Below are 22,237 nucleotides of genomic sequence, written 5' to 3' on the forward strand. Positions count from 1 at the left end.
CGATTAGCATGCCGCGCAGTTTGAAGAAGGGCCCGTTCGTCGACGACCACCTGCTCAAGAAGGTCGACGCCGCGAACGAATCCGGCTCGAAGAACGTCATCAAGACCTGGTCGCGCCGCTCGGTCATCACCCCGGACTTCCTGGGTCTGACCTTCGCGGTCCACGACGGCCGCAAGCACGTCCCCGTCTTCGTCACCGAATCGATGGTGGGCCACAAGCTCGGCGAGTTCGCTCCCACGCGCACTTTCCGCAGCCACGACAAGGACGATCGAAAGGGACGCCGGCGCTGAGCCGGTCCTGGGAAGAAGAGGCAGATTCAATGGAAGCCAAGGCGCAGGCGCGTTATGTCCGCGTCACGCCCCAGAAGGCCCGCCGTGTCGTGAACGAGGTTCGTGGCAAGGCCGCCCTGGAGGCCGCCGATATCCTGCGGTTCGCTCCGCAGGCCGTCGCCGCCGATGTCCGCAAGGTGCTCCTCAGCGCCGTCGCCAACTCGAAGGTCAAGGCCGAACTGGCCGGGGAGACCTTCAACGAGGGCGATCTTCAGGTCATCGAGGCCTACGTCGACGAGGGTCCGACCATGAAGCGGTTCCGCCCGCGTGCTCAGGGACGCGCAGGCCGCATCCTCAAGCGCACGAGCCACATCACCGTCGTGGTCGGCACCAAGGAAGACAAGAAGAAGGGAGACCGCTGACATGGGCCAGAAGGTCAACCCCACCGGGTTCCGCCTGGGAATCACCACGGATCACCGCTCCCGCTGGTTCTCCGACTCGACGACCAAGGGACAGCGCTACTCGGACTACGTGGCCGAGGACGTCGCGATCCGCAAGAATCTCACCGACAACCTCGAGCGCGCTGGCATCTCGAAGGTCGACATCGAGCGCACCCGTGACCGCGTGCGCGTCGACCTCCACACCGCACGTCCGGGCATCGTCATCGGCCGCCGCGGCGCCGAGGCCGATCGCCTTCGCCAGAACCTCGAGAAGCTCACCGGCAAGCAGGTTCAGCTCAACATCCTCGAGGTGAAGAACCCCGACATGGATGCCCAGCTCGTCGCGCAGGGCATCGCCGAGCAGCTCGCGGCCCGCGTCTCCTTCCGCCGCGCCATGCGCAAGGGCATTCAGTCCGCGCAGCGCGCCGGCGCCAAGGGCATCCGCGTGCAGGTTTCGGGCCGCCTCGGCGGCGCCGAGATGAGCCGCTCCGAGTTCTACCGCGAGGGCCGCGTTCCGCTTCACACCCTCCGCGCGAACATCGACTACGGATTCCACGAGGCCCGCACGACCTTCGGTCGCATCGGCGTCAAGGTGTGGATCTACAAGGGCGACATCACCGAGCGCGAGTTCGCTCGTCAGCAGGCCGAGCAGGCCAACCGCGGCGGTCGCCGCGGAGATCGTCGCGGCCCGCGCCGCGGCGGACGCCCGAACCAGGAGACCGCTCAGCAGCAGGCGCCGGTCGAGGCCGCGCCCGCCGCTACTGAAACCGGAACGGAGGCCTGAGCCCGATGCTCATTCCCCGTCGTACCAAGTGGCGCCGTCAGCACCGCCCGCACCGCACCGGTAACGCCTCCGGCGGCACCGAGCTGGCGTTCGGCGATTACGGCATCCAGGCGCTCACCGGCGCGTACGTGACCAACCGCCAGATCGAGGCGGCGCGTATCGCCATGACGCGTCACATCAAGCGCGGCGGCAAGGTGTGGATCAACATCTTCCCGGACCGCCCGCTCACCAAGAAGCCCGCCGAAACCCGAATGGGTTCCGGTAAGGGCGCCCCGGAGTGGTGGGTCGCCCCCGTCAAGCCGGGCCGAATCCTGTTCGAGCTGGGCGGCGTCGACGAGTCCCTCGCCCGCGAGGCCATGCGCCGCGCCCAGCACAAGCTTCCGATGAAGACCCGTTTCGTGGTCCGAGAGGGTGGTGACATCTGATGGCGGAAAAGGGTCTGACCGCTTCCGACCTCGATGCCATGGACGACGCCCAGCTGTCCAAGGAACTCGAGAAGGCCAAGGCCGAGCTCTTCAACCTGCGTTTCGCGCAGGCCGTCGGCTCCCTCGAGGATCACGGCCGCATGAAGACCGTGCGCCGCGACATCGCCCGTATCTACACGATCGCGCGTGAGCGGGAGCTCGGCTACCGCACCGCCCCGAGCACCGAGGAGTGATCGACATGGCAGAATCCACCGCGCGCAACGACCGCAAGGTCCGTCGTGGCTACGTCGTTTCCGACAAGATGGACAAGACCGTCGTCGTCCAGATCGAGGACCGCGTGAAGCACGCCCTCTACGGCAAGGTCATGCGCAAGAACAAGAAGGTCAAGGTCCACGACGAGAACAACGAGTGCGGCGTTGGCGACCTCGTTCTCATCATGGAGACTCGTCCGCTCTCGGCGACCAAGCACTGGCGCGTCGTCGAGATCATCGAGAAGGCCAAGTGATCCTCGCGCTTCGGCGCGACTGATCGGCTGATCGGGCCCGGTTCCCCTTCTGGGGGCCGGGCCCTTTCGTTTTCCCCTCGAAGTCGGCGCCCCGCCCCGTCCTCGTCCGTTGGCGGTACCTGGATCGCACACTCGGTGGGGGTTGGCGCTCGGGGAGTACGCCGAGACGGCGATCCAGGTAGTAGCGGTGAACGTGGGCTCGGCGCTGCGCCATAAGAGGGAATAGGGAAGGGTGATTGCTCGGGAGAAGGCATAGGGACGGGCGATTGGTCGGGAGAGGGTGCGCGGCGCGGCTCTCTCGGCGCCGTCATCGGCGAACCGGAACACGCGTTTGGCGGGTTTGCCGGTGTTTGGCGGGTATGGCGGTGTTTGGCGGCTTTTCGAGTGTTTGGCGGCGCAAAATCGGCGATCCTGACCTGCCAAACGTCAGGAAAGCCGCCAAACGCGTGTTGGGGGAGGGGACGGACGCAGCGGGGCGCCCTGTCGATGCGCGGTCGCAAGCTCTGCCGAGGCGGGCGCCCTGTCGATGCGCGGGCGCAAGCTCTGCCGAGGCGGGCGCCCTGTCAATGCGCGGTCGCAAGCTCTGCCGAGGCGGGCGCCCTGTCGATGCGCGGTCGCAAGCTCTGCCGAGGCGGGCGCCCTGTTTCGGTGCCCGGGAGCATGGGGGAGATCACCGGAATCGCGGTTTCGCGCACCTGCGCCGAGGCGGTAGGCTAGTCGGGTTGCGTGACGGCGGTGCACTGCATCCGTCGTCGATAGTGCGAGCGAGCAACATCACGACCTGTGGTGCGTTCGAACTGTTGTCGGCAACGATGCGCAATAGTCAATGCACGTTCGGCAAGGCTCGCGGGAAGTAATGCTCCCAAGAGAACCGGCTCGACGACAGGAGTCAATAGAAAATGATCCAGCAGGAGTCGCGACTGAAGGTCGCCGACAACACGGGGGCGAAGGAAATTCTCACCATCCGTGTGCTCGGCGGCTCCGCTCGCCGCTACGCGGGAATCGGCGACACCATCGTCGCCACCGTCAAGGACGCCATCCCCGGCGGCACCGTGAAGAAGGGCGACGTCGTCAAGGCCGTCGTCGTTCGCACGCGCAAGGAAACGCGCCGTCCCGACGGTTCCTACATCCGCTTCGACGAGAACGCGGCCGTCATCATCAACTCGAACGGCGAACCGCGCGGAACCCGCATCTTCGGCCCCGTGGGCCGCGAGCTGCGCGACAAGAAGTTCATGCGAATCGTCTCGCTCGCCCCGGAGGTGATCTGATGGCAGCCAAGATCCGTAAGGGCGATCTCGTCGAGGTCGTGCGCGGCCGCTCGTCCGACGAGAAGAAGCTCGCCGAGCGCAACGCCCGTCGCGCCGCCGAGGGGCTCGAGCCCCTCAAGCCCGGCGACAAGGGCAAGCAGGGACGCGTCATCAAGGTCTTCTCCGCCGAGGGCAAGGTCCTCGTCGAGGGCATCAACCTCAAGACCCGTCACGTTCGTCAGGGCCAGACCCAGGGCCAGGCCGGCGGCATCGAGACCATCGAAGCCCCGATCTCCCTCGCCAAGGTCGCCCTCGTCGATCCCGACACCAAGAAGCGCGTGCGCGTCGGTTTCCGCGAGGACACCGTCGAGCGGGACGGCCGCACCCGCACGGTCCGCGTCCGCGTGACCCGCGGCGGCGCCAAGCGCGGCATCGAGCAGGGCAAGGAGATCTGAGCATGGCCCCGCGTCTCAAGGAAAAGTACGTCTCGGAGATCCGCGACGCCCTCCGCGCCGAGTTCAAGCACGAGAACATCATGCAGGTCGGCGGCCTCACCAAGATCGTCGTCAACATGGGCGTCGGCGAGGCGGCTCGCGACTCGAAGGCTCTCGAGGGCGCCATCCGCGACCTCACCGCGATCACCGGCCAGAAGCCCGTGACCACCAAGGCCAAGAAGTCCATCGCGCAGTTCAAGCTCCGCGAGGGCCAGGCCATCGGCGCTCACGTCACGCTCCGCGGCGACCGCATGTGGGAGTTCCTCGACCGCCTCCTCTCGACCGCGCTTCCGCGAATCCGCGACTTCCGCGGCCTCTCCGCCAAGCAGTTCGACGGACGCGGCAACTACACCTTCGGCCTCACGGAGCAGTCGATGTTCCACGAGATCGATCAGGACTCCATCGACCGCGTCCGCGGCATGGACATCACGGTCGTCACCTCGGCCGCCACCGACGACGAGGGCCGCGCCCTCCTCCGTCACCTCGGCTTCCCGTTCAAGGAGGACTGACACATGGCCAAGACGTCCCTGAAGATCAAGGCCGCCCGCGCCCCGAAGTTCGGCGTTCGCGGCTACACCCGGTGCAACCGCTGCGGCCGCCCCCGCTCCGTGTACCGCAAGTTCGGACTGTGCCGCGTGTGCCTGCGCGAACTCGCCCTCCGCGGCGAGCTCCCCGGCGTCACCAAGAGCAGCTGGTAAGAATCTGACGTCGCAGGTCCCGGGAACCGGAGAAACCGCGACGAGGAAGGGGAGACTCCCCAAATGACAATGACCGATCCCATCGCAGACATGCTCACGCGTCTGCGCAACGCGAACCACGCGCACCACGACACGGTCTCCATGCCGTACTCGAAGCTCAAGAACGCGATCGCGAACATGCTGGTCGAGGAGGGCTACATTGCCTCGACCTCCGTCGAGGACGCCCGAGTGGGCAAGACCCTCACCCTGACCCTCAAGTACGGCTCGCACCGCGAGGCCGCCATCCAGGGTCTGCAGCGCGTCTCCAAGCCCGGTCTGCGCGTGTACGCCAAGTCCACCAACCTGCCTAAGGTCCGCGGCGGCCTCGGCGTGGCGATCCTCTCCACGTCCTCCGGCTTGCTCACCGACCGCCAGGCGGCCGACAAGGGTGTAGGCGGGGAAGTCCTCGCCTACATCTGGTGAACAGGAGGCTGAACAATGTCGCGTATCGGTAGGAACCCCATCGCCATCCCGGCGGGCGTCGACGTCGTCATCGACGGCTCCAACGTCACCGTGAAGGGCAAGAAGGGCGAGCTCACGCACGTCGTCGCCGCCCCGATCGAAGTCGCGGTCGAGGACGGCCAGATCGTCGTCACCCGTCCGGACGACGAGCGCGCCTCGCGCTCGCTCCACGGCCTCACCCGCACGCTCATCGCGAACATGGTCGTCGGCGTGACCGAGGGCTACAAGAAGGAACTCGAGATCACGGGCACCGGCTACCGCGTCGTCGCCAAGGGCAAGGACCTCGAGTTCTCCCTCGGCTTCTCGCACACCGTCCCCGTCGTGCCCCCCGAGGGCATCGAGTTCACCGTCGAGTCGCAGACCAAGTTCACGGTCCACGGCATCGACAAGCAGCTCGTCGGCGAGACGGCCGCTCGCATCCGCAAGCTGAAGAAGCCGGAGCCCTACAAGGGCAAGGGCATCCACTACGTGGGTGAAACGATCCGTCGCAAGGTCGGAAAGGCTGGTAAGTGATGGCTTACACCGTCAAGGGCAAGGGCAAGTTCGTCGCTCGCAAGCGTCGTCACCTCCGCCTGCGCAAGAAGGTCAACGGCACCGCCGAGCGCCCCCGCCTCGTCGTCACCCGGTCGAACCGCCACATGGTCGCCCAGGTCATCGACGACACCGTGGGTCACACGCTCGTCTCCGCGTCGGACATGGAGGCCGAGCTCGCGAACGCGGACGGCACCAAGACCGACAAGGCCCGCAAGGTCGGCGAGCTCATCGCCGAGCGCGCGAAGGCCGTCGGCATCACCGCGGTCGTCTTCGACCGCGGCGGCAACAAGTACTTCGGCCGCGTCGCGGCCGTCGCCGAAGCCGCCCGCGAGGCCGGCCTCGAGCTCTGACCGGGATCGAAGGAAAGAGAGATCAACTGATGGCTGCACCGCAGCGAACCAGGAACGGTCAGGAAGGCTCTGAGCGTTCGGGCGACGGCGAGCGTCGCGACCGCCGCAACGGACGCGGCAACGACCGCGACAACCGTCGCGGCAATGAGAAGAACGAATACATCGAGCGCGTCGTCACCATCAACCGCGTGTCCAAGGTCGTGAAGGGCGGACGTCGTTTCTCCTTCACCGCCCTGGTCGTCGTGGGCGACGGTGAGGGCACCGTCGGCGTCGGCTACGGAAAGGCCAAGGAAGTTCCCCAGGCCATTTCCAAGGGCGTCGAGGAGGCGAAGAAGAACTTCATTCGCGTCCCGATGATCCGCCGCACGATCACGCACCTCGTGCAGGGCCGCGACGCCGCCGGCGTCGTCCTCCTGCGCCCGGCCGCCCCGGGAACCGGCGTTATCGCCGGCGGCCCGGTCCGCGCCGTCCTCGAGGCCGCGGGCGTGCACGACGTGCTCACGAAGTCCCTCGGCTCCGACAACGCGATCAACATCGTCCACGCGACGGTGGACGCGCTCAAGCAGCTCGAGCAGCCCGAGGCCGTCGCGGCCCGCCGCGGCCTCTCGCTCGAGCGCGTCGCCCCGGCCTCCATGCTCCGCGCCCGCGCGGAGGGCGAGGCCGAGAAGCGCGCCGCTGCCGAGCAGGCCGAGGCCGAGAAGGCCTCCGCGGGGGTGAATGAGTGATGGCGAACCTCAAGATCACGCAGACCAAGTCGTCGATCGGCGCCAAGCAGAACATGAAGGACACCCTGCGCACCCTCGGGCTGCGCAAGATCGGCCAGTCCGTCGTCCGCGAGGACAGCGACACCGTGCGTGGCGCCATCCTCACGGTGCGTCACCTGGTCACCGTTGAGGAGGTCGACTGACCATGGCGGACTCGAAGAACGCCGCCGGCGAGAAGGCGCAGATCGTCAAGCTGCACCATCTCCGCCCGGCTCCCGGGGCCAAGACGGCCAAGACCCGCGTCGGCCGAGGCGAGGGCTCGAAGGGTAAGACCGCTGGACGCGGCACCAAGGGCACCAAGGCCCGCTACCAGGTTTCCGCAGGCTTCGAGGGCGGCCAGATGCCGATCCACATGCGCCTGCCGAAGCTCCGCGGCTTTAAGAACCCCTTCCGCGTCGAGTACCAGGTCGTCAACGTCGCCAAGCTCGGGGAGCTCTTCCCCGAGGGCGGCAAGGTGACGGTCGAGGACCTCGTCGCGAAGCACGCGGTTCGCGACGGCGCGCCCGTTAAGGTGCTCGGCACCGGCGAGCTCACCGTCAAGCTCGAGGTCGAGGTCGACTCCTGGTCGGCCTCCGCCGCCGAGAAGATCGCCGCGGCCGGCGGAACCATCTCCGCCCGCTGACACGATCGGGGGGTGGTCCGAAAATCGGACCACCCCCCTTCGCGTCCCCACCACACCGGGGCCCATCCCCTCCGACCAGCAGGAATGACGGCCCCGCCCTCGTCAATCGGAAGACCGCGCGCCGAGGCGCCCGAAGGTTCGGGTAGTCTGGCACGGTCGCAGGGGCTCGCGCCCCCGCATGCCCGTCACCAGTAGGAGGAAGTCTTGCTCAGTGCATTCGCCCAGGCGTTCCGTACGCCTGACCTGCGCCGCAAGCTGCTGTTCACGCTGTTCATCATGGCGATGTTCCGACTCGGCTCGTACATCCCCACGCCCGGCGTCGACTCGAAGGCCATCCAGACCTGTCTCGCGCAGCAGTCAGAGGCGAATCTGCTCGACCTCGTCAACCTTTTCTCCGGCGGCGCGCTCCTCCAGCTCTCGATCTTCGCGCTCGGCATCATGCCCTACATCACCGCGTCGATCATCATCCAGCTCCTCCGCGTCGTCATCCCGCGCTTCGACGACCTCCACCAGGAGGGCCAGACCGGCCAGGCGAAGCTCACGCAGTACACGCGCTACCTCACGATCTTCCTTGGCGTCCTCCAGGCGACGACGACCCTCACGCTCGCGCGCTCGGGCCGCATGTTCTCCGGCTGCACCGCGAAGATCGTCGCCGACGACTCCTGGTGGATGTTCCTCATCATGATCGTCATCATGATGGCCGGCACCGGCGTCGTCATGTGGCTCGGCGAGCTCATCACCGAGCGCGGCATCGGCAACGGCATGTCCCTCCTCATCTTCACGTCGATCGCCGCCCGCCTCCCCTCCCAGATGCTCGCCATCGGCCAGGCCGGCAAGTGGGGCTCCGTCCTCGCGATCCTCGTGCTCCTCCTCGCCGTCACGCTCGCCGTCGTCTACATCGAGCAGGCGCAGCGCCGCATCCCCGTCCAGTACGCGAAGCGCATGGTCGGCCGGCGCCAGTACGGCGGCACCACGACGTACATCCCGCTGAAGATCAACATGTCGGGCGTCATCCCCGTCATCTTCGCGTCGTCGATCCTCGCGCTCCCCATGATGATCGCCCAGTTCGGCCAGACGACCGACGGCTGGGTCCAGTGGATCTCCGGGCACTTCCACCAGGGCTCGTGGTTCTACCTCACCTGCTACGCGATCCTCATCCTCTTCTTCACGTTCTTCTACACGACGATCACCTTCAACCCCGAAGAGGTCGCCGACAACATGAAGCGCTACGGCGGATTCATCCCCGGGTACCGCGCCGGCCGTCCCACGGCCGAGTTCCTCACCTACGTGATCAACCGGATCACGACGGCCGGATCCCTCTACCTCGTCGTCATCGCCCTCCTGCCGTCGCTGCTCATCATCCCCCTCAAGCTGTCGTCCAATCAGATGCCGTTCGGCGGGACGACCCTCCTCATCATCGTGGGCGTCGGCCTGCAGACGGTGAAGGAGATCAACACGCAGCTGCAGCAGCACCACTACGAAGGATTCCTGCGATGACAGTCATCGTTCTTCTCGGCCCTCCCGGAGCGGGCAAGGGCACCCAGGCCACTCGGATCGCCGCTCGACTGGGAATCCCGGCGATCTCCACCGGCGAGATCTTCCGGACCAACATGGCCGAGGGCACCGAGATCGGCAAGCAGGCCCGCGCCTACATGGACCGCGGCGAGTTCGTCCCCGACTCGGTGACGAACGCGATGGTGAAGGCCCGCCTCTCCGCGCCCGACGCGCAGGGCGGCTTCCTCCTCGACGGCTACCCGCGCACGGTCGAGCAGGCCCACGAGCTCGCGCACTTCTGCGAGGACCTCGGCACGCAGGTCGACCTCGTGCTCGAGATCGAGGTCGATGAGGACGAGGTCGTCGACCGCATGCTCAAGCGCGCCCAGGAGCAGCACCGCACCGACGACACCGAGCCCGTCATGCGCCACCGCCTCGAGGTCTACCACGCCCAGACCGAACCGGTCGCCGCCTACTACGCCGACACCGACCTCCTCGAGGTCGTCGACGGCAACGGATCGATCGACGAGGTCACGGAGCGGATCTTCGCGGTCCTCGACGCGCTTGCTGGCGCGGCCGCCTCGTCCGCCGAGCGCTGACATGGCCCGCATCGAACTCAAGAGCGTCGAGCAGATGCGGTGGATGCGCCGCGCCGGCCTCGTCGTCGCCGATATCCACGCCTCACTGCGCGCCACCGTCCGCCCGGGCATCACGACGAAGGAGCTCGACGAGGTATCCGCGGACGCCATCGCGCGCGGGGGCGCCCACTCGAACTTCCTCCACTACAACGGCTACCCGGCGACGGTGTGCATCTCCGTCAACGACGTCGTCGTCCACGGCATCCCGGACTCGAGGCCCCTCGAGCCCGGCGACCTCGTGAGCTTCGACTGCGGCGCCTGGATCCCGCAGGGCGGCCGCCAGTGGCACGGCGATGCCGCGTTCTCCGTCGTCGTCGGCGACGAGTTCGTCTCCGACGCGGACTTCGCCGCGGGGGTCCGGGGGATCGGACGCACCCCGGACGGCGTCTCGGATGCCGCGATGCGGCGCCGCCGCGAGCTCGACGCCGTCACCCGCGAATCCCTGTGGGCGGCGCTCGCCGCTCTGTCGGGCGCACGGCGCGTTTCGGCCGTCGGCTGCGCCGTCGAAGACGTCGTCGCCGCTCGCGCCGAGGAGTACGGCTGGGAGGCTGGCATCATCGAGGAGTACACCGGCCACGGCATCGGCACCGCCATGCACCAGGACCCCGAGGTGCTGAACTTCAACGCCCGCGGGATCTCCGCCAAGCTCAAGCCGGGCATGGTCCTCGCCGTCGAGCCGATGCTCACCGCCGGCGGCATCGACACCCTCACCGAGGTGGACGACTGGACCGTCCGCACCATCGACGGATCCGATGCCGCCCACTGGGAGCACACCATCGCGATCCTTCCCGACGGGATCTCCGTCCTCACGGCGCCCGACTCCGGCGCCGCGGGCCTCGCTCCCTACGGCATCACGCCGATCAGCCTCGACTGACGACACTCCACCGCCCCGTCCTCGTTCATCGACGAGGGCGGGGCAGCGCGCTGTTCAGGCGGAGGGGACGGGCCGGCGGATCCGGTGGGGGAGGCCCGCCCACCTCCCTCGATCGGACTCCCGGCCGCGGCCTCGTGAACACGCATGTGGCGGCGTTGTTGGTGTTTGGCGGCGTTGTTGGTGTTTGGCGGCGATATTTGGGCCTATTTGCGCCGCCAAATGTCGGGAAACACGCCAAACGCGTGTTGGACGGGATGTCGGGGCGGATGGGTGGGCCCGGTGCCTGGTGGAGGGGTTGGCGACAAGAGGAGGGGGTGTAGGTCCTCCACGTGTCGCGAACTCCTCCACTCGGTAAGTGTGGAGCGGGAATGGGTGGGGGTGAGGCCGGTGAGGTCCTCCACGTGTCGCGAACTCCTCCACTGGGGAAGTGTGGTGCTCTGTCCGTGTTTGGCGGCTTTGTGGGTGTTTGGCGGCGATATTTGGGCCTATCTGCGCCGCCAAACGTCAGGAAACCCGCCAAACGCGTGTTGGACGGGATGCCAGGGCGGTGTGCGGTTCGGGCGCGGTCTCAGGGCGCAGGAGGGCGAGCTCGACACGGCGTCCTGTTCGGGCGGCGTTTTCCAGGCGAAGTGGGCGAGGCTCGGACGGCCTGCTGTTGAGGCGCAGGGACGAGTCGCTTCCCTCGAGTGGACGCCCGGCCCCGGCCTCGTCGATCCGCGAACGACGCACGAACGAGCCGAAGGTGAGGCAGTCGACAGCCCCTTCGACTACCACGTCGGGGGCGCTTTCCCGTAAGGTTGATCCTCGGGCGTGTCGCCGCCGGGCTTCACCGTACGCCGACGAGCGCCCCGCGCCCCTCATGGGACGCGCATCATCCGATGAACGTAGAGGACAGACGGAGGATATGGCGAAGAAGGACGGCGTCATCGAAATGGAAGGCACGGTCGTCGAGGCCCTGCCCAATGCGATGTTCCGCGTGGAGCTGAACAACGGGCACGTTGTTCTCGGCCACATCGCGGGGAAGATGCGACAGCACTACATCCGGATCCTCCCCGAGGACCGGGTCGTCGTCGAGCTCAGCCCCTACGACCTCTCCCGAGGCCGTATCGTCTACCGCTACAAGTAAGAAACCGACACTGACCGCCCTCGGGCGGTGGAGGAACCACCATGAAGGTCAAGCCGAGTGTCAAGAAGATCTGTGACAAGTGCAAGGTGATTCGTCGCCACGGCAACGTCATGGTCATCTGCGACAACCCCAGGCACAAGCAGCGTCAGGGCTGAGCCCCGCGCGCTGGCGACCCACGGGCCCATAGCCCGACAGCATCACGTCGACCGCCGCAAGGCGACCCCCGGTTCGGAGGCCGGGGCCGGGTGGCTCACCCGGAAGACGCGATGACGACCTCCGAGGAACAACTGGAGCACCAACAACATGGCACGTATTGCCGGTGTCGACCTCCCTCGTGAAAAGCGACTGGAGATCGCGCTTACCTACATCTACGGAGTCGGCCGCACCCGCGCCGCCGAGACCCTCGCCGCCACGGGCGTCAGCCCGGACGTCCGCGTCAAGGACGCGACCGAAGAGGATCTCGTCAAGCTCCGCGAATACATCGAAGCGAACTTCAAGGTCGAGGGCGACCTCCGCCGCGAGGTTCAGGCCGATATTCGCCGCAAGATCGAAATCGGCTCCTACCAGGGCCTCCGTCACCGTCGTGGCCTGCCGGTCCACGGTCAGCGCACCAAGACCAACGCCCGCACCCGCAAGGGCCCGAAGCGCACCGTCGCAGGCAAGAAGAAGGCCAAGTAAGGCCTCGGGGCCCGTCCCCCGACGGGCCCGAACACGACTGAAGAAGGAACTGTAAAGCAACATGGCAGCTGCAAAGACCTCGCGCTCCGGTGCCGCTCGCAAGCCGCGCCGGAAGATCTCGAAGAACGTCACCCACGGGCACGCCTACATCAAGTCGACGTTCAACAACACCATCGTGTCCCTCACCGACACGACCGGCGCCGTCATCGCCTGGGCCTCCTCCGGCCAGGTCGGTTTCAAGGGCTCCCGTAAGTCCACCCCCTTCGCCGCGCAGCTCGCGGCCGAGGCGGCGGCTCGTCGCGCCCAGGAGCACGGCATGAAGAAGGTCGACGTCTTCGTCAAGGGCCCCGGCTCCGGCCGTGAGACTGCGATCCGCTCCCTCCAGGCCGCCGGCCTCGAGGTCGGCTCGATCCAGGACGTCACGCCCCAGGCCCACAACGGCGCCCGCCCCCCGAAGCGCCGCCGCGTCTGATCCGTCGCATCGGGCAGGCTGCTTCGCCCTCGACGCCCAGGGGCATCCGCGAGGAGCCCACGGGCAGCCGGGTGAACGCCCGCCCCACGTCCGAGTCGGCCGATCGGCAGGCTCGCACCCCCTGTCCCGCGAAGGCGGGAACGACTGTCCGGCGTCATATGGCGGGCGCCGGGAAGAAAGGACCACGACGTGCTCATTGCAGAGCGACCCATCCTCACTGAGGAGAAGGTCAGCGAATTCCGCTCGCGCTTCACGCTCGAGCCCCTCGAGCCCGGATTCGGCTACACCCTGGGCAACTCCCTTCGTCGCACCCTCCTGTCGTCGATCCCCGGCGCGGCGGTCACCTCGATCCGCATCGACGGCGTCGCGCACGAGTTCCGCACGATCGAAGGCGTGAAGGAGGATGTCGCTGAGATCATCCTCAACATCAAGCAGATCGTCCTCTCCTCGGAGATGGACGAGCCTGTCGTGATGTACCTGCGCAAGGCGGGTCCCGGCGAGGTTCTCGCCGGCGACATCCAGCCCCCGGCCGGCGTGGAGATCCACAACCCGGAGCTCCACCTCGCCACCCTGAACGACAAGGGCCGAATCGAGATCGAACTGACCGTCGAGCGCGGACGCGGCTACGTGTCCGCCGCTCAGAACAAGGACCCGCAGGCCGAGCTCTCGCGGATCCCGATCGACTCGATCTACTCGCCCGTCGTCAAGGTGACCTACAAGGTCGAGGCGACCCGCGTCGAGCAGCGCACCGACTTCGATCGCCTCGTCATCGACGTGGAGACGAAGCCGGCGATCACGCCGCGCGACGCCCTCGCTTCCGCGGGCAAGACCCTCGTCGAGCTCTTCGGCCTCATGCGCGAGCTCAACGAGGAAGCCGAAGGCATCGAGGTCGGACCGTCCACGACGGATGCGACCCTCGCCGCGGACCTCGCCCTGCCGATCGAGAGCCTCAACCTGCAGTCGCGCTCGTACAACGCGCTGCGCCGTCGTGGCATCCTCACCGTGGGCGAGCTCGTCGCCCACTCCGAGGCCGATCTTCTCGACATCCGCAACTTCGGAACGAAGTCGATCGAAGAGATCAAGGACGCGCTCGCCGCGCTCGGCATGACCCTCAAGGACTCCGTCATGCCGTCGTACGGGGAGCCCGACTCCGGCTCGATCACGTTCAGCGACGAACAGTCCATCTGACCCCGAGCGTCCGATGGACGCGAATAATCCGTAGGAGACACAATGCCCACTCCCAAGAAGGGCGCCCGCCTGGGCGGCAGCCCGGCGCACCAGAAGCTGATCCTCGCGAACCTCGCGACCCAGCTCATCGAGCACCGCGCGATCACCACGACCGAGGCCAAGGCCAAGCTTCTCCAGCCCTACTTCGAGAAGCTCGTCACCAAGGCCAAGCGCGGCGACATGCACGCCCGCCGCACGGTCGCCAAGAAGATTACGTCGAAGGAAGCCGTTTACCTGCTCTTCGACGAGATCGCTCCGGCGATCGACTCCGAGCGTCAGGGCGGCTACACCCGTCTGATCCGCGTCGGCAACCGCAAGGGCGACAACGCCCCTCTCATGCGCATCGAGATCGTCCTCGAGAAGCTTGAGAAGAAGGCCGTCGTGAAGGCCGCTGAGACCACCGCCGCCAAGGCCGCGGAGAAGGTCGAAGAGGCTCCGGTCGAGGAAGCGGCCGAGGCTCCCGCCGAGGAGACCGCTGCCGAGGAGACGACCGAGGCTGAGAAGGCCGAGTGATCGACCCGCGTCCGGCTCGGCGCACATAACCGGACGCGATGATCCGCTGATCGCCCCCTGAGGGCGGACGAGGGCGGGGAGGGAATGTTCCCTCCCCGCCCTTTCGTCGTGCCCTGCGGGAGGGGTTGTTGTTCGGATCCGAATCTCCCCGCATGAATCTTCGTTCCCTCTTGACCTGGAGTGCACAAGATGATTAAATCGATCCAGTAGACATTCGAGCTCCTGATCGTCAGCGAAGACGGGAGGGTGGCGCGTCGCAGAGCCGCGCGCGACTCCTGAAGGATTGCAGTCCCGCTTCGCATGAGGAAGTGCGGAGCGAAGGAAGGAAATCGTGAAGGAACGGGTGCGGCGATGATGGCTCGGACGATCGAGACCTCGACAGGAGTCGACTGGTGGCGCAACGCCTGTGTCTACCAGGTATATCTGCGCTCCTTCAAGGACACAGACGGGGACGGGAATGGGGATATCAATGGGCTCCGGGAAGGGCTCGGGCATATCGCGGCTCTGGGGTGCGATGCGATATGGCTCAACCCCATTTTCCGTTCCCCCCAGCGCGACCATGGATACGACATCGCCGACTACCGCGACATCGATCCGATGTACGGAACCCTCGAAGACTTCGACCGTCTCCTCGAAGATGCGCACTCCCTGGGGCTGAAGGTCCTCATGGACATCGTTCCGAACCACTGCTCGGATCAGCACCGCTGGTTCCAGGAAGCGATTCGAGCGGAGGCCGGATCGCCTGCGCGACGCCGTTTTCACTTCGAATCCGGTCGCGGCGCAAGAGGCGAAGGAGCGCCGAACAGCTGGCAGTCCGTTTTCGGAGGCCCCGCATGGAGCCGTGTCCCCGGAAGCGCCGACGGGGAGTGGTACCTCCACGCCTTCGACTCCTCGCAACCGGACTTCAACTGGCGGAACGAGGAAGTCCGAGAGGAATTCAACTCGGTCCTCAAATGGTGGTTCGACCGCGGTGTCGATGGCTTCCGCATCGACGTCGCGCACGGACTCGTCAAAGCCGATCCGATTCCACGGGGCGAAGTCTCGAGCTCGGGAACGGCGGAAGGGCTGTGGAATCAACCCGAAGTGCACGAGGTCTACCGGCGCTGGAGGGGGATCGCGAATGCTTACGAGCCCAAGCGATACCTGATCGGCGAAGTGTGGGTGGCGGATCCCCGCTCCTTCCGGCACTACACCGCTGAGGATGAACTGCATCAGGCCTTCGCCTTCGATTTCCTCGTTCAACCCTGGATCGCCGGCAGACTGCGCCGCGCCATCGACAAGGGCATCGGACTCGCATCCGAAGTCGAAGGACCCGCATGGACCCTGGCGAATCACGATGTGCACCGAGCAGTCACCCGCTACGGGCAGGAGCAAGTCAATGAGGAACCCGTTCCCGATGACATGCTCGCCTCGGCCCGCAAAACCGGACCCGTCGACCTCACCCTCGGAACGAAGCGCGCCGGAGCGGCCCTGGCGCTCATGGCCGCCCTGCCGGGGACCATCTACGTCTACCAGGGCGAAGAGCTCGGATTGACCGAGCACCTCGAGCTCGCGCCGAACGAACGACAAGACCCGATCTGGTACCGGACCGGCGGCATGCAGATCGGGCGCGACGGATGCCGGATCCCCATGCCCTGGAAGCGCGGCGCGCCCTCGCTCGGATTCTCCGAGCAGGCGAGGAAGCATCCCTGGCTGCCCCAGCCCAAGACCTACGAAGGAATGACGAGGGATGAGGAGGCCCTGAACCCCCACTCAATGCTCGCCCTCTACCGGCGCTTCCTGCGGGCGCGGAACGAACACCGTCACAGCATCACCCATCTCGAATGGCTTCCCCTCGAGCAGACGGATGCTCTCGCATTCGACAACGGGGCCTTCGTCTGCGTGACGAACACCGGCTCCACGCCGATCCCCTTCGAGCGGATCGGCGGACTCGGAGGCGTGATCGCCCGAAGCGACGACTCCGAGCGCGACCTCGTCGAAGGCGACTCGACCGTCTGGTTCGAACGCCTCCCCGCCGAGAGCTGATCCGCCTGCTTATCGACGACCACCGCAGTCGATCCTCATGATCGGCGCATCTCCCACACATTCACGACAAGAAAGATGAGCACCATGAAACGCATGATTCCAGCCATCGCGGGAACGGCGGCCCTTCTCGCCCTCGCGACGGGCTGCACCACGACCAGCGGCACGGCGCAGTCAACGTCGACTGCCGACGGCGCTCCCGTGGAGGTGACGGTCTGGCACTACTGGGACGGCGCGAACGCCGACGCCTTCGACGCGCTCGTCCAGAAGTACAACGACTCCCAGGACGCAGTTCGAGTGACGACCTCCAACGTGCCCAACGCCGACTTCCTCACGAAGCTGAAGACCTCGGCCTCCTCGAATTCCCTGCCCGACATCGCCATCGGCGATCTCGTGTGGATCCCCCAGATGGCCCAGATCGGCGAACTCGCAGACCTCGCCCCCCTCGTCGATTCCGCGGTGATCGACGACGTGAACCCCGCCCTGCGCGAATACGGCAGCATCGAGGGCAAACAGGTGTCGCTGCCCGTTTCCGCCAACAATCTCGCCTACATGTACAACCGGGACGTCTTCACCCGGGCGGGCCTCGATCCTGATGATCCGCCGACGACCTGGGAGGAGCTCGCGAAGCAAGGAGCCGTCATCGCCGAGAAGACGGGACTGCCGGGCTACGACCTCTTGACGGAGGCCGGTGACAACGGTGAGGGCCTCACCTGGAACTTCCAGGTCAGCCTGTGGCAGGCCGGAGGAGAATTCCTCACGAAGGACAACTCCGCCGCTGCCTTCAACACCGCGGAGGGCTTGAAAGCCGTCGAATTCTGGAAGTCGCTCATCGATTCCGGAGTGAGCCGCTACGCGGGGTGGGGAGAATTCGAGAAGGGAGCAGGAGGCTCCGCCCAGGAAGGCTCCTGGATGGTCGGAATCTGGGCGCCCGATCCGCCCTTCGCCTTCGACGTCGCTCCGCTGCCCATTCCCGAGGGCGGCGTCCAGGCGACGAACCTCGGAGGCGAACAGGCGGTCGTCTTCAACAACTCGGCGGACAAGGCGAAAGGAGCAGCGGCATTCCTCGAGTGGTTCCTGCAGGACGAACAGGTCATGAACTGGAGCACGACGACCGGCATGCTCCCCGTCACCCAGTCGATGGCCTCCAGCGACGACTACCTCTCATGGGTCAAGGAGAACGAGCCCCGACTCATGCCCTACGTCGAGCAGATGGAGTACGCGCGGACGCGCCCGAACACGCCCCTGTACCCGAAGATCTCCTACGCCTTCGCGAAGGAGATGGAGAAGGCCTTCGCCGGAGAAGCGACTCCGCAGGAGGCCCTCGATAACGCCGAGCGCGCAGTCAACGACGTGATCGCGAACGGCTGAATCCGAAGCCGGCTGAGAGGAGGAACGAAATGAAAGCTCGCCACGACGCATTTCGGCGGGACGAAGCGGTGACCGCAGCGGGTCTGCTCACACCAGCGACCATCATTCTCGCGATATTCACCCTCTATCCGATCCTCTCAGCCGGCTACCTCAGCCTGACCTCCTGGAACGGGCTCACGCCGTCGAAGGAATTCATCGGCCTGGGCAACTACACCAGGCTCGCCGCAGACCCGGAATTCCAGAACAGTCTTCTCGTCACCATCGTTTACGCCTTCGGCGTCTGCATCCTCAGCATCATCTCCGGCCTGACGGTCGCGGCGCTCCTGGACGCCCCGATTCGAGGACGAGCGATCTACCGGACGATCTTCTTCCTCCCGGTCGTCACCTCATCGGCTGCGGCGGCGATCGTCTGGAAGTACATGTTCGACGACGCCGGACTGGTCAACAAACTCCTCGACGCAGTCGGAGTCGGAGGGGTCGACTGGCTGCAGAACCGCTGGCTCGCCCTGCTTCTCCTCACGATTCTCACAGTCTGGAAGAACATCGGATTCAACGCGATCCTCTACCTGACGGCGATGCAGGCCCTCCCCGTATCCGTATATGAAGCCGCTCAACTCGACGGGGCCTCGGCATGGCAGAGCTTCACGCGGATCACAGTTCCGCTCCTGCGGCCCATGACATTCTTCGTCTCGATCCAGTCCCTCATCACCGCCTTCCAGTCCTTCGACCTGGCGTATGTATTCACCGAGGGCGGCCCCAGAGGCGGGACCGATGTGCTCGGCATGCTGATGTACCGACAAGCATTCCGCCTCGATGGCTTCGGGTACGGAGCGGCGATCTCCTTCGTCTCCCTCGCCCTCGTGCTCGCGGTCACCGCGATCCAATGGCGGGTCACCTCGAAGGAGGAACGATGAGCGTCGATAGCTCCAAGAAACCGATCCTCGGGCGCCTCGCCCGCCACGCCGCGCTCATCCTCGGTTCGGCAACGGTCCTCGTGCCGTTCCTCTGGATGTTCACAACCTCGTTGCAGACCCGAGCCGAGACCTACACGAATGCCTCGATCCTTCCGACCTCGTGGCACTGGGAGAACTATGCGAAGGCGTGGGATGCCGCTCCATTCGCGCAGTACTACCTCAACTCCGCGCTGATGGCGCTCGGCATCGTCATCGGCCACTTGGCCTTCGACTCGATGGCCGCCTACGCCTTCGCGCGCCTTCGCTTCCCGGCGAAGGATGCGATCTTCGTCGGATTCCTCGCCCTTCTCATGGTCCCGAGCTTCGTCACGGTGATCCCCCTGTACTCGCTCGTGGCGAATCTCGGCTGGATCGATACGATGACGGCGCTCGTCGTCCCGCGCCTCGCAGACGTCTTCGGGATCATCCTTCTGAGGCAGTTCTTCACCTCGATACCCGTTGAGCTGGAGGAAGCCGCGCGCATCGACGGATGCAGCCGCCTGTCCGTCTTCTGCCGGATCATCATCCCGCTGTCCCGTCCGGCGCTCGCGACCCTCGCGATCTTCAGCTTCCTCTTCGCCTGGAACGACTTCCTCTGGCCCCTCCTCGTCACGAATACGGACGAGCACCGGACGATCCAGATCGGCTTGCAAGCATTCGTCGGGCGGTACGGAACCTCGTGGAACTACCTCATGGCCGGGACTCTCACCGCTACGCTCCCGACAGTGATCGTCTTCCTCTTCTTCCAAAAAGCACTCATCCGCGGCATCGCCGCCTCAGGAATGAAGGAGTGACATGAGCGCCCCCGATTGGCTTCATGATGCAGTCTTCTATCAGATCTTCCCGGAACGATTCGCCAACGGCGATCCCTCCATCGACCCGCGAGGAGTCGTCCCCTGGGACAGCGAACCGACCCCGGACAACTTCTTCGGAGGAGACCTCGCGGGTATCACCCGCAAGCTCGATCATCTCAGCGAGCTCGGGGTCAACGCCCTCTACCTCACGCCGATCTTCAAGGCCCGCACCAACCACCGCTACGACGCCGAGGACTACTTCTCCATCGATCCCGCTCTCGGGGGCGAAGCCGCCTTCACCTCCCTCATCGAGGCGGCCCACCGACGGGGGATCCGCGTCGTTCTCGATGCCGTCCTCAATCACTGCGGGAAGACGCACCCCTATTTCCTAGACGCCGTCGAGCGCGAAGCCGACTCGGAGTACGTCGATTGGTACTACATCGAGGACTTCCCCGTCGTGAACGCGCCGACACCGAATTATCGGACCTGCTCGGGATGCGAATACCTGCCGAAGTGGAATGTCCATCATCCCGATGTGCGGCGGCATCACCTCTCCGTCGCCGAGTACTGGATCGACAGGGGGATCGACGGGTGGCGCCTCGACGTCCCCTACTTCATCAACATGAACTTCTGGCGCCGCTTCCGTCAGACCGTGAAGGCGAAGTGCGACGACCTGTACATCGTCGCCGAGGAATGGCGCGAGCCCGAACCCTGGCTCGCCGGTGACACCGCCGACGGGACGATGAATTACACCCTGCGCGACCTGGTCCTCGGCTTCACCGCGGATCGGAGCGTCGACGCCTTCGCCCTCGCGAAGGGGCTCAATGAATTGCGCGATCGGATCCCCGAGGGATTCCATCACGGAATGCTCAACCTCTTGGGCAGCCACGACACGGAGCGCCTCCTCACCCGGCACGGCCTCGATGCCGACTCCGAACTGATCGCCTACGACATCATGTACGCCTGCCAGGGCGCGCCGATGCTCTACTACGGCGACGAAGTGGGGATGCTCGGAGCGAACGACCCCGGATGCCGAGGAGGAATGGTCTGGGACATCGCTCAGTGGAACACGAAGATCCTCGATCATGTGCGTTTCCTGGGGCGCATGAGAGGACGCAGCATCGCTCTGCGCCGGGGCGAACAGGGTCTCCATGCGATCGATGCCGATACCCTTGTCATCATGAGGCGCCATGCGGAGGAAGATTTCGCTGTTCTGGTCCATCGCGGGCACGGCACGCGCGTGGATCTCCGAGAATTGCCCAGTGCCGATTCGGGGCCCTGGACGGATGAAGACTCGGGCGAGCTGCACGAGGGCGGCGTCACCTTCCAAGGAGCGGGATCTCGATTCCTCAAACGGGGGAGGGCGCGATGAGACGGACTCAGAAACGCCCGACCTACAAGGACATCGCCGACCGCGTCGGAGTCTCGAAGTCGACGGTCTCCCTCGCCTTCAGGGATTCCAAACAGCTCTCGGAGAGCACCGTGGAACGCGTGATGGAGGCCGCCCGCGAGCTGGGGTACTCCCAGGATCCCGCCGCACGGATGCTGCGGACCCGTCGCACGGACTCCTTCGGCGTCCTCCTGCCGCAGCAGATCGACCGCGCCCTCGAGAACCCCTATTACGCGATGTTCCTCCAGGGAGTGGGGACGATCTGCCAGCGTGAAGGCCGTACGCTGCTCCTTGTTCCGCCGCTGAAGGGATCGATGCTCAAGGCGATTCCCTATGCTGCAGTGGACGGGTTCATCGTTTGCGGTCTTGAGGAGGATCGCGGCGAGGTGCAGGCCCTCCGGCAGAGGGGGATCCCGACCGTCATGGTGGATGGGGAGGATCACGAGGGATTCCCGTCGATCGGCGTCGATGAGGAATCGGGCACCCGCCAGCTGATGGAGCACCTCCTCCGCCTCGGGCACCGGCGTTTCGCATTCCTCGTCATCGACACCGATCGGGGAGACGATGAATCGCGATGGCGGGGCGCCGTGAAGAAGAGGATCGACGCGATCGCCGATGTGCTCCGCAGTGAAGGGATGGGGCTGCGCTCCCCAGGCATTTCGGTTCTGCAAGTCCCCTCGACTCGCGAAGGCGGCGTCCGAGCCTTCGAGAGAATACGGAACGGCACCGATCGCCCCACGGCGATCGTCGCCTTCAGCGACATCATCGCCCTCGGAGTCCTCGACGCGGCGCACCGCGCGGGAGTCGACGTGCCCGGACAGGTGTCGGTTTCCGGATTCGATGACATCGGGGAAGCACTGACGGTCCGGCCAGGACTGACGACCGTGCATCAGGCGATCATCACCAAGGGGCGCCTCGCCGCGGAGTTCCTCGTTGAGGAGATGTCCCGGGAAGAGGGAAGATCCCGTCGAGAGGTCCTTGAAACGACCCTTCTGGTGAGGGACTCGACCGGACCTGCCGCCTGAGAACCCGAGGTGCGGCGAGCGGACGCT

At 66.0% G+C, this 22,237-nt stretch carries 31 protein-coding genes; all 31 read left to right on the forward strand.

Annotated features, from left to right (window positions below):
- Window positions 1-8 precede the first annotated feature (8 nt).
- The 31 genes from rpsS to DY157_RS00825 all read left to right on the forward strand — a co-directional run bounded on the left by rpsS (window position 9) and on the right by DY157_RS00825 (window position 22,210).
- Window positions 9-290 carry a 30S ribosomal protein S19 gene (gene rpsS, locus DY157_RS00675; RefSeq protein WP_005962242.1) on the forward strand — a complete coding sequence of 94 codons (282 nt, stop codon included), beginning with the start codon at window positions 9-11 and terminating at the stop codon, window positions 288-290.
- A 29-nt stretch (window positions 291-319) separates the two neighbouring features.
- Window positions 320-691, forward strand: a complete 372-nt coding sequence (gene rplV / locus DY157_RS00680) for a 50S ribosomal protein L22 (RefSeq protein ID WP_115726717.1) — start codon at window positions 320-322, stop codon at window positions 689-691.
- A 1-nt stretch (window position 692) separates the two neighbouring features.
- A complete protein-coding gene (gene rpsC / locus DY157_RS00685) occupies window positions 693-1,493 on the forward strand; it encodes a 30S ribosomal protein S3 (RefSeq protein ID WP_115726718.1) in 801 nt (266 codons plus the stop codon).
- 5 nt (window positions 1,494-1,498) lie between these two features.
- Window positions 1,499-1,918 (forward strand): 50S ribosomal protein L16, encoded by a 420-nt coding sequence (gene rplP, locus DY157_RS00690; RefSeq protein ID WP_115726719.1) that lies wholly within the window; start codon window positions 1,499-1,501, stop codon window positions 1,916-1,918.
- Window positions 1,918-2,151 carry a 50S ribosomal protein L29 gene (gene rpmC, locus DY157_RS00695; protein ID WP_115726720.1) on the forward strand — a complete coding sequence of 78 codons (234 nt, stop codon included), beginning with the start codon at window positions 1,918-1,920 and terminating at the stop codon, window positions 2,149-2,151. The genes rplP and rpmC overlap by 1 nt, the downstream gene beginning before the upstream one ends.
- Window positions 2,152-2,156: 5 nt before the next feature.
- Window positions 2,157-2,423 (forward strand): 30S ribosomal protein S17, encoded by a 267-nt coding sequence (rpsQ, locus tag DY157_RS00700; RefSeq protein ID WP_115726721.1) that lies wholly within the window; start codon window positions 2,157-2,159, stop codon window positions 2,421-2,423.
- An 899-nt stretch (window positions 2,424-3,322) separates the two neighbouring features.
- Window positions 3,323-3,691, forward strand: coding sequence for a 50S ribosomal protein L14 (gene rplN, locus DY157_RS00705; protein ID WP_115726722.1), 369 nt, complete (start codon window positions 3,323-3,325; stop codon window positions 3,689-3,691).
- Window positions 3,691-4,125 carry a 50S ribosomal protein L24 gene (gene rplX, locus DY157_RS00710; protein WP_115726723.1) on the forward strand — a complete coding sequence of 145 codons (435 nt, stop codon included), beginning with the start codon at window positions 3,691-3,693 and terminating at the stop codon, window positions 4,123-4,125. The genes rplN and rplX overlap by 1 nt, the downstream gene beginning before the upstream one ends.
- Window positions 4,126-4,127: 2 nt before the next feature.
- Window positions 4,128-4,673 (forward strand): 50S ribosomal protein L5, encoded by a 546-nt coding sequence (gene rplE, locus DY157_RS00715; RefSeq protein ID WP_115726725.1) that lies wholly within the window; start codon window positions 4,128-4,130, stop codon window positions 4,671-4,673.
- A 3-nt stretch (window positions 4,674-4,676) separates the two neighbouring features.
- Window positions 4,677-4,862 carry a type Z 30S ribosomal protein S14 gene (locus DY157_RS00720; RefSeq protein WP_005962231.1) on the forward strand — a complete coding sequence of 62 codons (186 nt, stop codon included), beginning with the start codon at window positions 4,677-4,679 and terminating at the stop codon, window positions 4,860-4,862.
- A gap of 63 nt (window positions 4,863-4,925) precedes the next feature.
- Entirely contained in the window at window positions 4,926-5,324 is a 399-nt protein-coding gene (rpsH, locus tag DY157_RS00725; protein WP_115726727.1) for a 30S ribosomal protein S8, read from the forward strand.
- Between the two features lie 15 nt (window positions 5,325-5,339).
- Entirely contained in the window at window positions 5,340-5,876 is a 537-nt protein-coding gene (rplF, locus tag DY157_RS00730; protein ID WP_115726728.1) for a 50S ribosomal protein L6, read from the forward strand.
- The gene (gene rplR / locus DY157_RS00735) at window positions 5,876-6,247 is read left to right on the forward strand and encodes a 50S ribosomal protein L18 (RefSeq protein WP_115726729.1); all 372 of its coding nucleotides are present in this window, start codon (window positions 5,876-5,878) and stop codon (window positions 6,245-6,247) included. The genes rplF and rplR overlap by 1 nt, the downstream gene beginning before the upstream one ends.
- 29 nt (window positions 6,248-6,276) lie before the next feature.
- Window positions 6,277-6,972 carry a 30S ribosomal protein S5 gene (rpsE, locus tag DY157_RS00740; protein ID WP_115726731.1) on the forward strand — a complete coding sequence of 232 codons (696 nt, stop codon included), beginning with the start codon at window positions 6,277-6,279 and terminating at the stop codon, window positions 6,970-6,972.
- Entirely contained in the window at window positions 6,969-7,154 is a 186-nt protein-coding gene (gene rpmD, locus DY157_RS00745) for a 50S ribosomal protein L30 (protein WP_268876479.1), read from the forward strand. The genes rpsE and rpmD overlap by 4 nt, the downstream gene beginning before the upstream one ends.
- A 2-nt stretch (window positions 7,155-7,156) precedes the next feature.
- Entirely contained in the window at window positions 7,157-7,633 is a 477-nt protein-coding gene (gene rplO / locus DY157_RS00750; protein WP_115726734.1) for a 50S ribosomal protein L15, read from the forward strand.
- Window positions 7,634-7,837: 204 nt separating this feature from the next.
- A complete protein-coding gene (secY, locus tag DY157_RS00755; RefSeq protein WP_115726736.1) occupies window positions 7,838-9,130 on the forward strand; it encodes a preprotein translocase subunit SecY in 1,293 nt (430 codons plus the stop codon).
- On the forward strand, window positions 9,127-9,726 hold the full coding sequence (locus tag DY157_RS00760) for an adenylate kinase (RefSeq protein ID WP_115726737.1): 600 nt from the start codon (window positions 9,127-9,129) through the stop codon (window positions 9,724-9,726). The genes secY and DY157_RS00760 overlap by 4 nt, the downstream gene beginning before the upstream one ends.
- Window position 9,727: 1 nt before the next feature.
- Entirely contained in the window at window positions 9,728-10,639 is a 912-nt protein-coding gene (locus DY157_RS00765) for a type I methionyl aminopeptidase (RefSeq protein ID WP_115726739.1), read from the forward strand.
- A gap of 904 nt (window positions 10,640-11,543) precedes the next feature.
- Window positions 11,544-11,765 carry a translation initiation factor IF-1 gene (gene infA, locus DY157_RS00770; RefSeq protein ID WP_115726740.1) on the forward strand — a complete coding sequence of 74 codons (222 nt, stop codon included), beginning with the start codon at window positions 11,544-11,546 and terminating at the stop codon, window positions 11,763-11,765.
- Window positions 11,766-11,806: 41 nt separating this feature from the next.
- On the forward strand, window positions 11,807-11,920 hold the full coding sequence (gene rpmJ, locus DY157_RS00775) for a 50S ribosomal protein L36 (RefSeq protein ID WP_003790577.1): 114 nt from the start codon (window positions 11,807-11,809) through the stop codon (window positions 11,918-11,920).
- A gap of 148 nt (window positions 11,921-12,068) precedes the next feature.
- Window positions 12,069-12,443, forward strand: a complete 375-nt coding sequence (gene rpsM, locus DY157_RS00780) for a 30S ribosomal protein S13 (RefSeq protein WP_115726742.1) — start codon at window positions 12,069-12,071, stop codon at window positions 12,441-12,443.
- 61 nt (window positions 12,444-12,504) lie between these two features.
- On the forward strand, window positions 12,505-12,915 hold the full coding sequence (rpsK, locus tag DY157_RS00785) for a 30S ribosomal protein S11 (protein ID WP_115726743.1): 411 nt from the start codon (window positions 12,505-12,507) through the stop codon (window positions 12,913-12,915).
- Between the two features lie 189 nt (window positions 12,916-13,104).
- Entirely contained in the window at window positions 13,105-14,103 is a 999-nt protein-coding gene (locus DY157_RS00790; RefSeq protein ID WP_115726745.1) for a DNA-directed RNA polymerase subunit alpha, read from the forward strand.
- 42 nt (window positions 14,104-14,145) lie between these two features.
- Complete coding sequence (gene rplQ, locus DY157_RS00795; RefSeq protein WP_115726746.1) at window positions 14,146-14,655, forward strand: 50S ribosomal protein L17; 510 nt, start codon at window positions 14,146-14,148, stop codon at window positions 14,653-14,655.
- 351 nt (window positions 14,656-15,006) lie between these two features.
- Window positions 15,007-16,680: a glycoside hydrolase family 13 protein gene (locus DY157_RS00800; RefSeq protein WP_218938031.1), complete on the forward strand. Its 1,674-nt coding sequence runs from the start codon at window positions 15,007-15,009 to the stop codon at window positions 16,678-16,680.
- A gap of 93 nt (window positions 16,681-16,773) precedes the next feature.
- Window positions 16,774-18,048 carry an ABC transporter substrate-binding protein gene (locus DY157_RS00805; protein ID WP_235827024.1) on the forward strand — a complete coding sequence of 425 codons (1,275 nt, stop codon included), beginning with the start codon at window positions 16,774-16,776 and terminating at the stop codon, window positions 18,046-18,048.
- Between the two features lie 29 nt (window positions 18,049-18,077).
- The gene (locus DY157_RS00810; RefSeq protein WP_115726749.1) at window positions 18,078-18,962 is read left to right on the forward strand and encodes a carbohydrate ABC transporter permease; all 885 of its coding nucleotides are present in this window, start codon (window positions 18,078-18,080) and stop codon (window positions 18,960-18,962) included.
- Complete coding sequence (locus tag DY157_RS00815) at window positions 18,959-19,795, forward strand: carbohydrate ABC transporter permease (protein WP_115726751.1); 837 nt, start codon at window positions 18,959-18,961, stop codon at window positions 19,793-19,795. The genes DY157_RS00810 and DY157_RS00815 overlap by 4 nt, the downstream gene beginning before the upstream one ends.
- 1 nt (window position 19,796) lies before the next feature.
- Window positions 19,797-21,167: a glycoside hydrolase family 13 protein gene (locus DY157_RS00820; protein ID WP_115726752.1), complete on the forward strand. Its 1,371-nt coding sequence runs from the start codon at window positions 19,797-19,799 to the stop codon at window positions 21,165-21,167.
- Window positions 21,164-22,210 carry a LacI family DNA-binding transcriptional regulator gene (locus DY157_RS00825; RefSeq protein WP_115726754.1) on the forward strand — a complete coding sequence of 349 codons (1,047 nt, stop codon included), beginning with the start codon at window positions 21,164-21,166 and terminating at the stop codon, window positions 22,208-22,210. The genes DY157_RS00820 and DY157_RS00825 overlap by 4 nt, the downstream gene beginning before the upstream one ends.
- The last annotated feature ends 27 nt before the right edge of the window (window positions 22,211-22,237 follow it).

Source organism: Actinomyces culturomici (assembly GCF_900499005.1).
Lineage (GTDB): Bacteria > Actinomycetota > Actinomycetes > Actinomycetales > Actinomycetaceae > Pauljensenia > Pauljensenia culturomici.

Excerpts from the sequence above, each read along its gene's own strand:
- rpsS (WP_005962242.1), top strand. The coding sequence starts at position 9 with ATGCCGCGCAGTTTGAAGAAGGGCCCGTTCGTCGACGACCACCTGCTC.
- rplV (WP_115726717.1), top strand. The coding sequence starts at position 320 with ATGGAAGCCAAGGCGCAGGCGCGTTATGTCCGCGTCACGCCCCAGAAG.
- rpsC (WP_115726718.1), top strand. The coding sequence starts at position 693 with ATGGGCCAGAAGGTCAACCCCACCGGGTTCCGCCTGGGAATCACCACG.
- rplP (WP_115726719.1), top strand. The coding sequence starts at position 1,499 with ATGCTCATTCCCCGTCGTACCAAGTGGCGCCGTCAGCACCGCCCGCAC.
- rpmC (WP_115726720.1), top strand. The coding sequence starts at position 1,918 with ATGGCGGAAAAGGGTCTGACCGCTTCCGACCTCGATGCCATGGACGAC.
- rpsQ (WP_115726721.1), top strand. The coding sequence starts at position 2,157 with ATGGCAGAATCCACCGCGCGCAACGACCGCAAGGTCCGTCGTGGCTAC.
- rplN (WP_115726722.1), top strand. The coding sequence starts at position 3,323 with ATGATCCAGCAGGAGTCGCGACTGAAGGTCGCCGACAACACGGGGGCG.
- rplX (WP_115726723.1), top strand. The coding sequence starts at position 3,691 with ATGGCAGCCAAGATCCGTAAGGGCGATCTCGTCGAGGTCGTGCGCGGC.
- rplE (WP_115726725.1), top strand. The coding sequence starts at position 4,128 with ATGGCCCCGCGTCTCAAGGAAAAGTACGTCTCGGAGATCCGCGACGCC.
- DY157_RS00720 (WP_005962231.1), top strand. The coding sequence starts at position 4,677 with ATGGCCAAGACGTCCCTGAAGATCAAGGCCGCCCGCGCCCCGAAGTTC.
- rpsH (WP_115726727.1), top strand. The coding sequence starts at position 4,926 with ATGACAATGACCGATCCCATCGCAGACATGCTCACGCGTCTGCGCAAC.
- rplF (WP_115726728.1), top strand. The coding sequence starts at position 5,340 with ATGTCGCGTATCGGTAGGAACCCCATCGCCATCCCGGCGGGCGTCGAC.
- rplR (WP_115726729.1), top strand. The coding sequence starts at position 5,876 with ATGGCTTACACCGTCAAGGGCAAGGGCAAGTTCGTCGCTCGCAAGCGT.
- rpsE (WP_115726731.1), top strand. The coding sequence starts at position 6,277 with ATGGCTGCACCGCAGCGAACCAGGAACGGTCAGGAAGGCTCTGAGCGT.
- rplO (WP_115726734.1), top strand. The coding sequence starts at position 7,157 with ATGGCGGACTCGAAGAACGCCGCCGGCGAGAAGGCGCAGATCGTCAAG.
- DY157_RS00760 (WP_115726737.1), top strand. The coding sequence starts at position 9,127 with ATGACAGTCATCGTTCTTCTCGGCCCTCCCGGAGCGGGCAAGGGCACC.
- DY157_RS00765 (WP_115726739.1), top strand. The coding sequence starts at position 9,728 with ATGGCCCGCATCGAACTCAAGAGCGTCGAGCAGATGCGGTGGATGCGC.
- infA (WP_115726740.1), top strand. The coding sequence starts at position 11,544 with ATGGCGAAGAAGGACGGCGTCATCGAAATGGAAGGCACGGTCGTCGAG.
- rpmJ (WP_003790577.1), top strand. The coding sequence starts at position 11,807 with ATGAAGGTCAAGCCGAGTGTCAAGAAGATCTGTGACAAGTGCAAGGTG.
- rpsM (WP_115726742.1), top strand. The coding sequence starts at position 12,069 with ATGGCACGTATTGCCGGTGTCGACCTCCCTCGTGAAAAGCGACTGGAG.
- rpsK (WP_115726743.1), top strand. The coding sequence starts at position 12,505 with ATGGCAGCTGCAAAGACCTCGCGCTCCGGTGCCGCTCGCAAGCCGCGC.
- rplQ (WP_115726746.1), top strand. The coding sequence starts at position 14,146 with ATGCCCACTCCCAAGAAGGGCGCCCGCCTGGGCGGCAGCCCGGCGCAC.
- DY157_RS00800 (WP_218938031.1), top strand. The coding sequence starts at position 15,007 with ATGATGGCTCGGACGATCGAGACCTCGACAGGAGTCGACTGGTGGCGC.
- DY157_RS00805 (WP_235827024.1), top strand. The coding sequence starts at position 16,774 with ATGATTCCAGCCATCGCGGGAACGGCGGCCCTTCTCGCCCTCGCGACG.
- DY157_RS00810 (WP_115726749.1), top strand. The coding sequence starts at position 18,078 with ATGAAAGCTCGCCACGACGCATTTCGGCGGGACGAAGCGGTGACCGCA.
- DY157_RS00815 (WP_115726751.1), top strand. The coding sequence starts at position 18,959 with ATGAGCGTCGATAGCTCCAAGAAACCGATCCTCGGGCGCCTCGCCCGC.
- DY157_RS00820 (WP_115726752.1), top strand. The coding sequence starts at position 19,797 with ATGAGCGCCCCCGATTGGCTTCATGATGCAGTCTTCTATCAGATCTTC.
- DY157_RS00825 (WP_115726754.1), top strand. The coding sequence starts at position 21,164 with ATGAGACGGACTCAGAAACGCCCGACCTACAAGGACATCGCCGACCGC.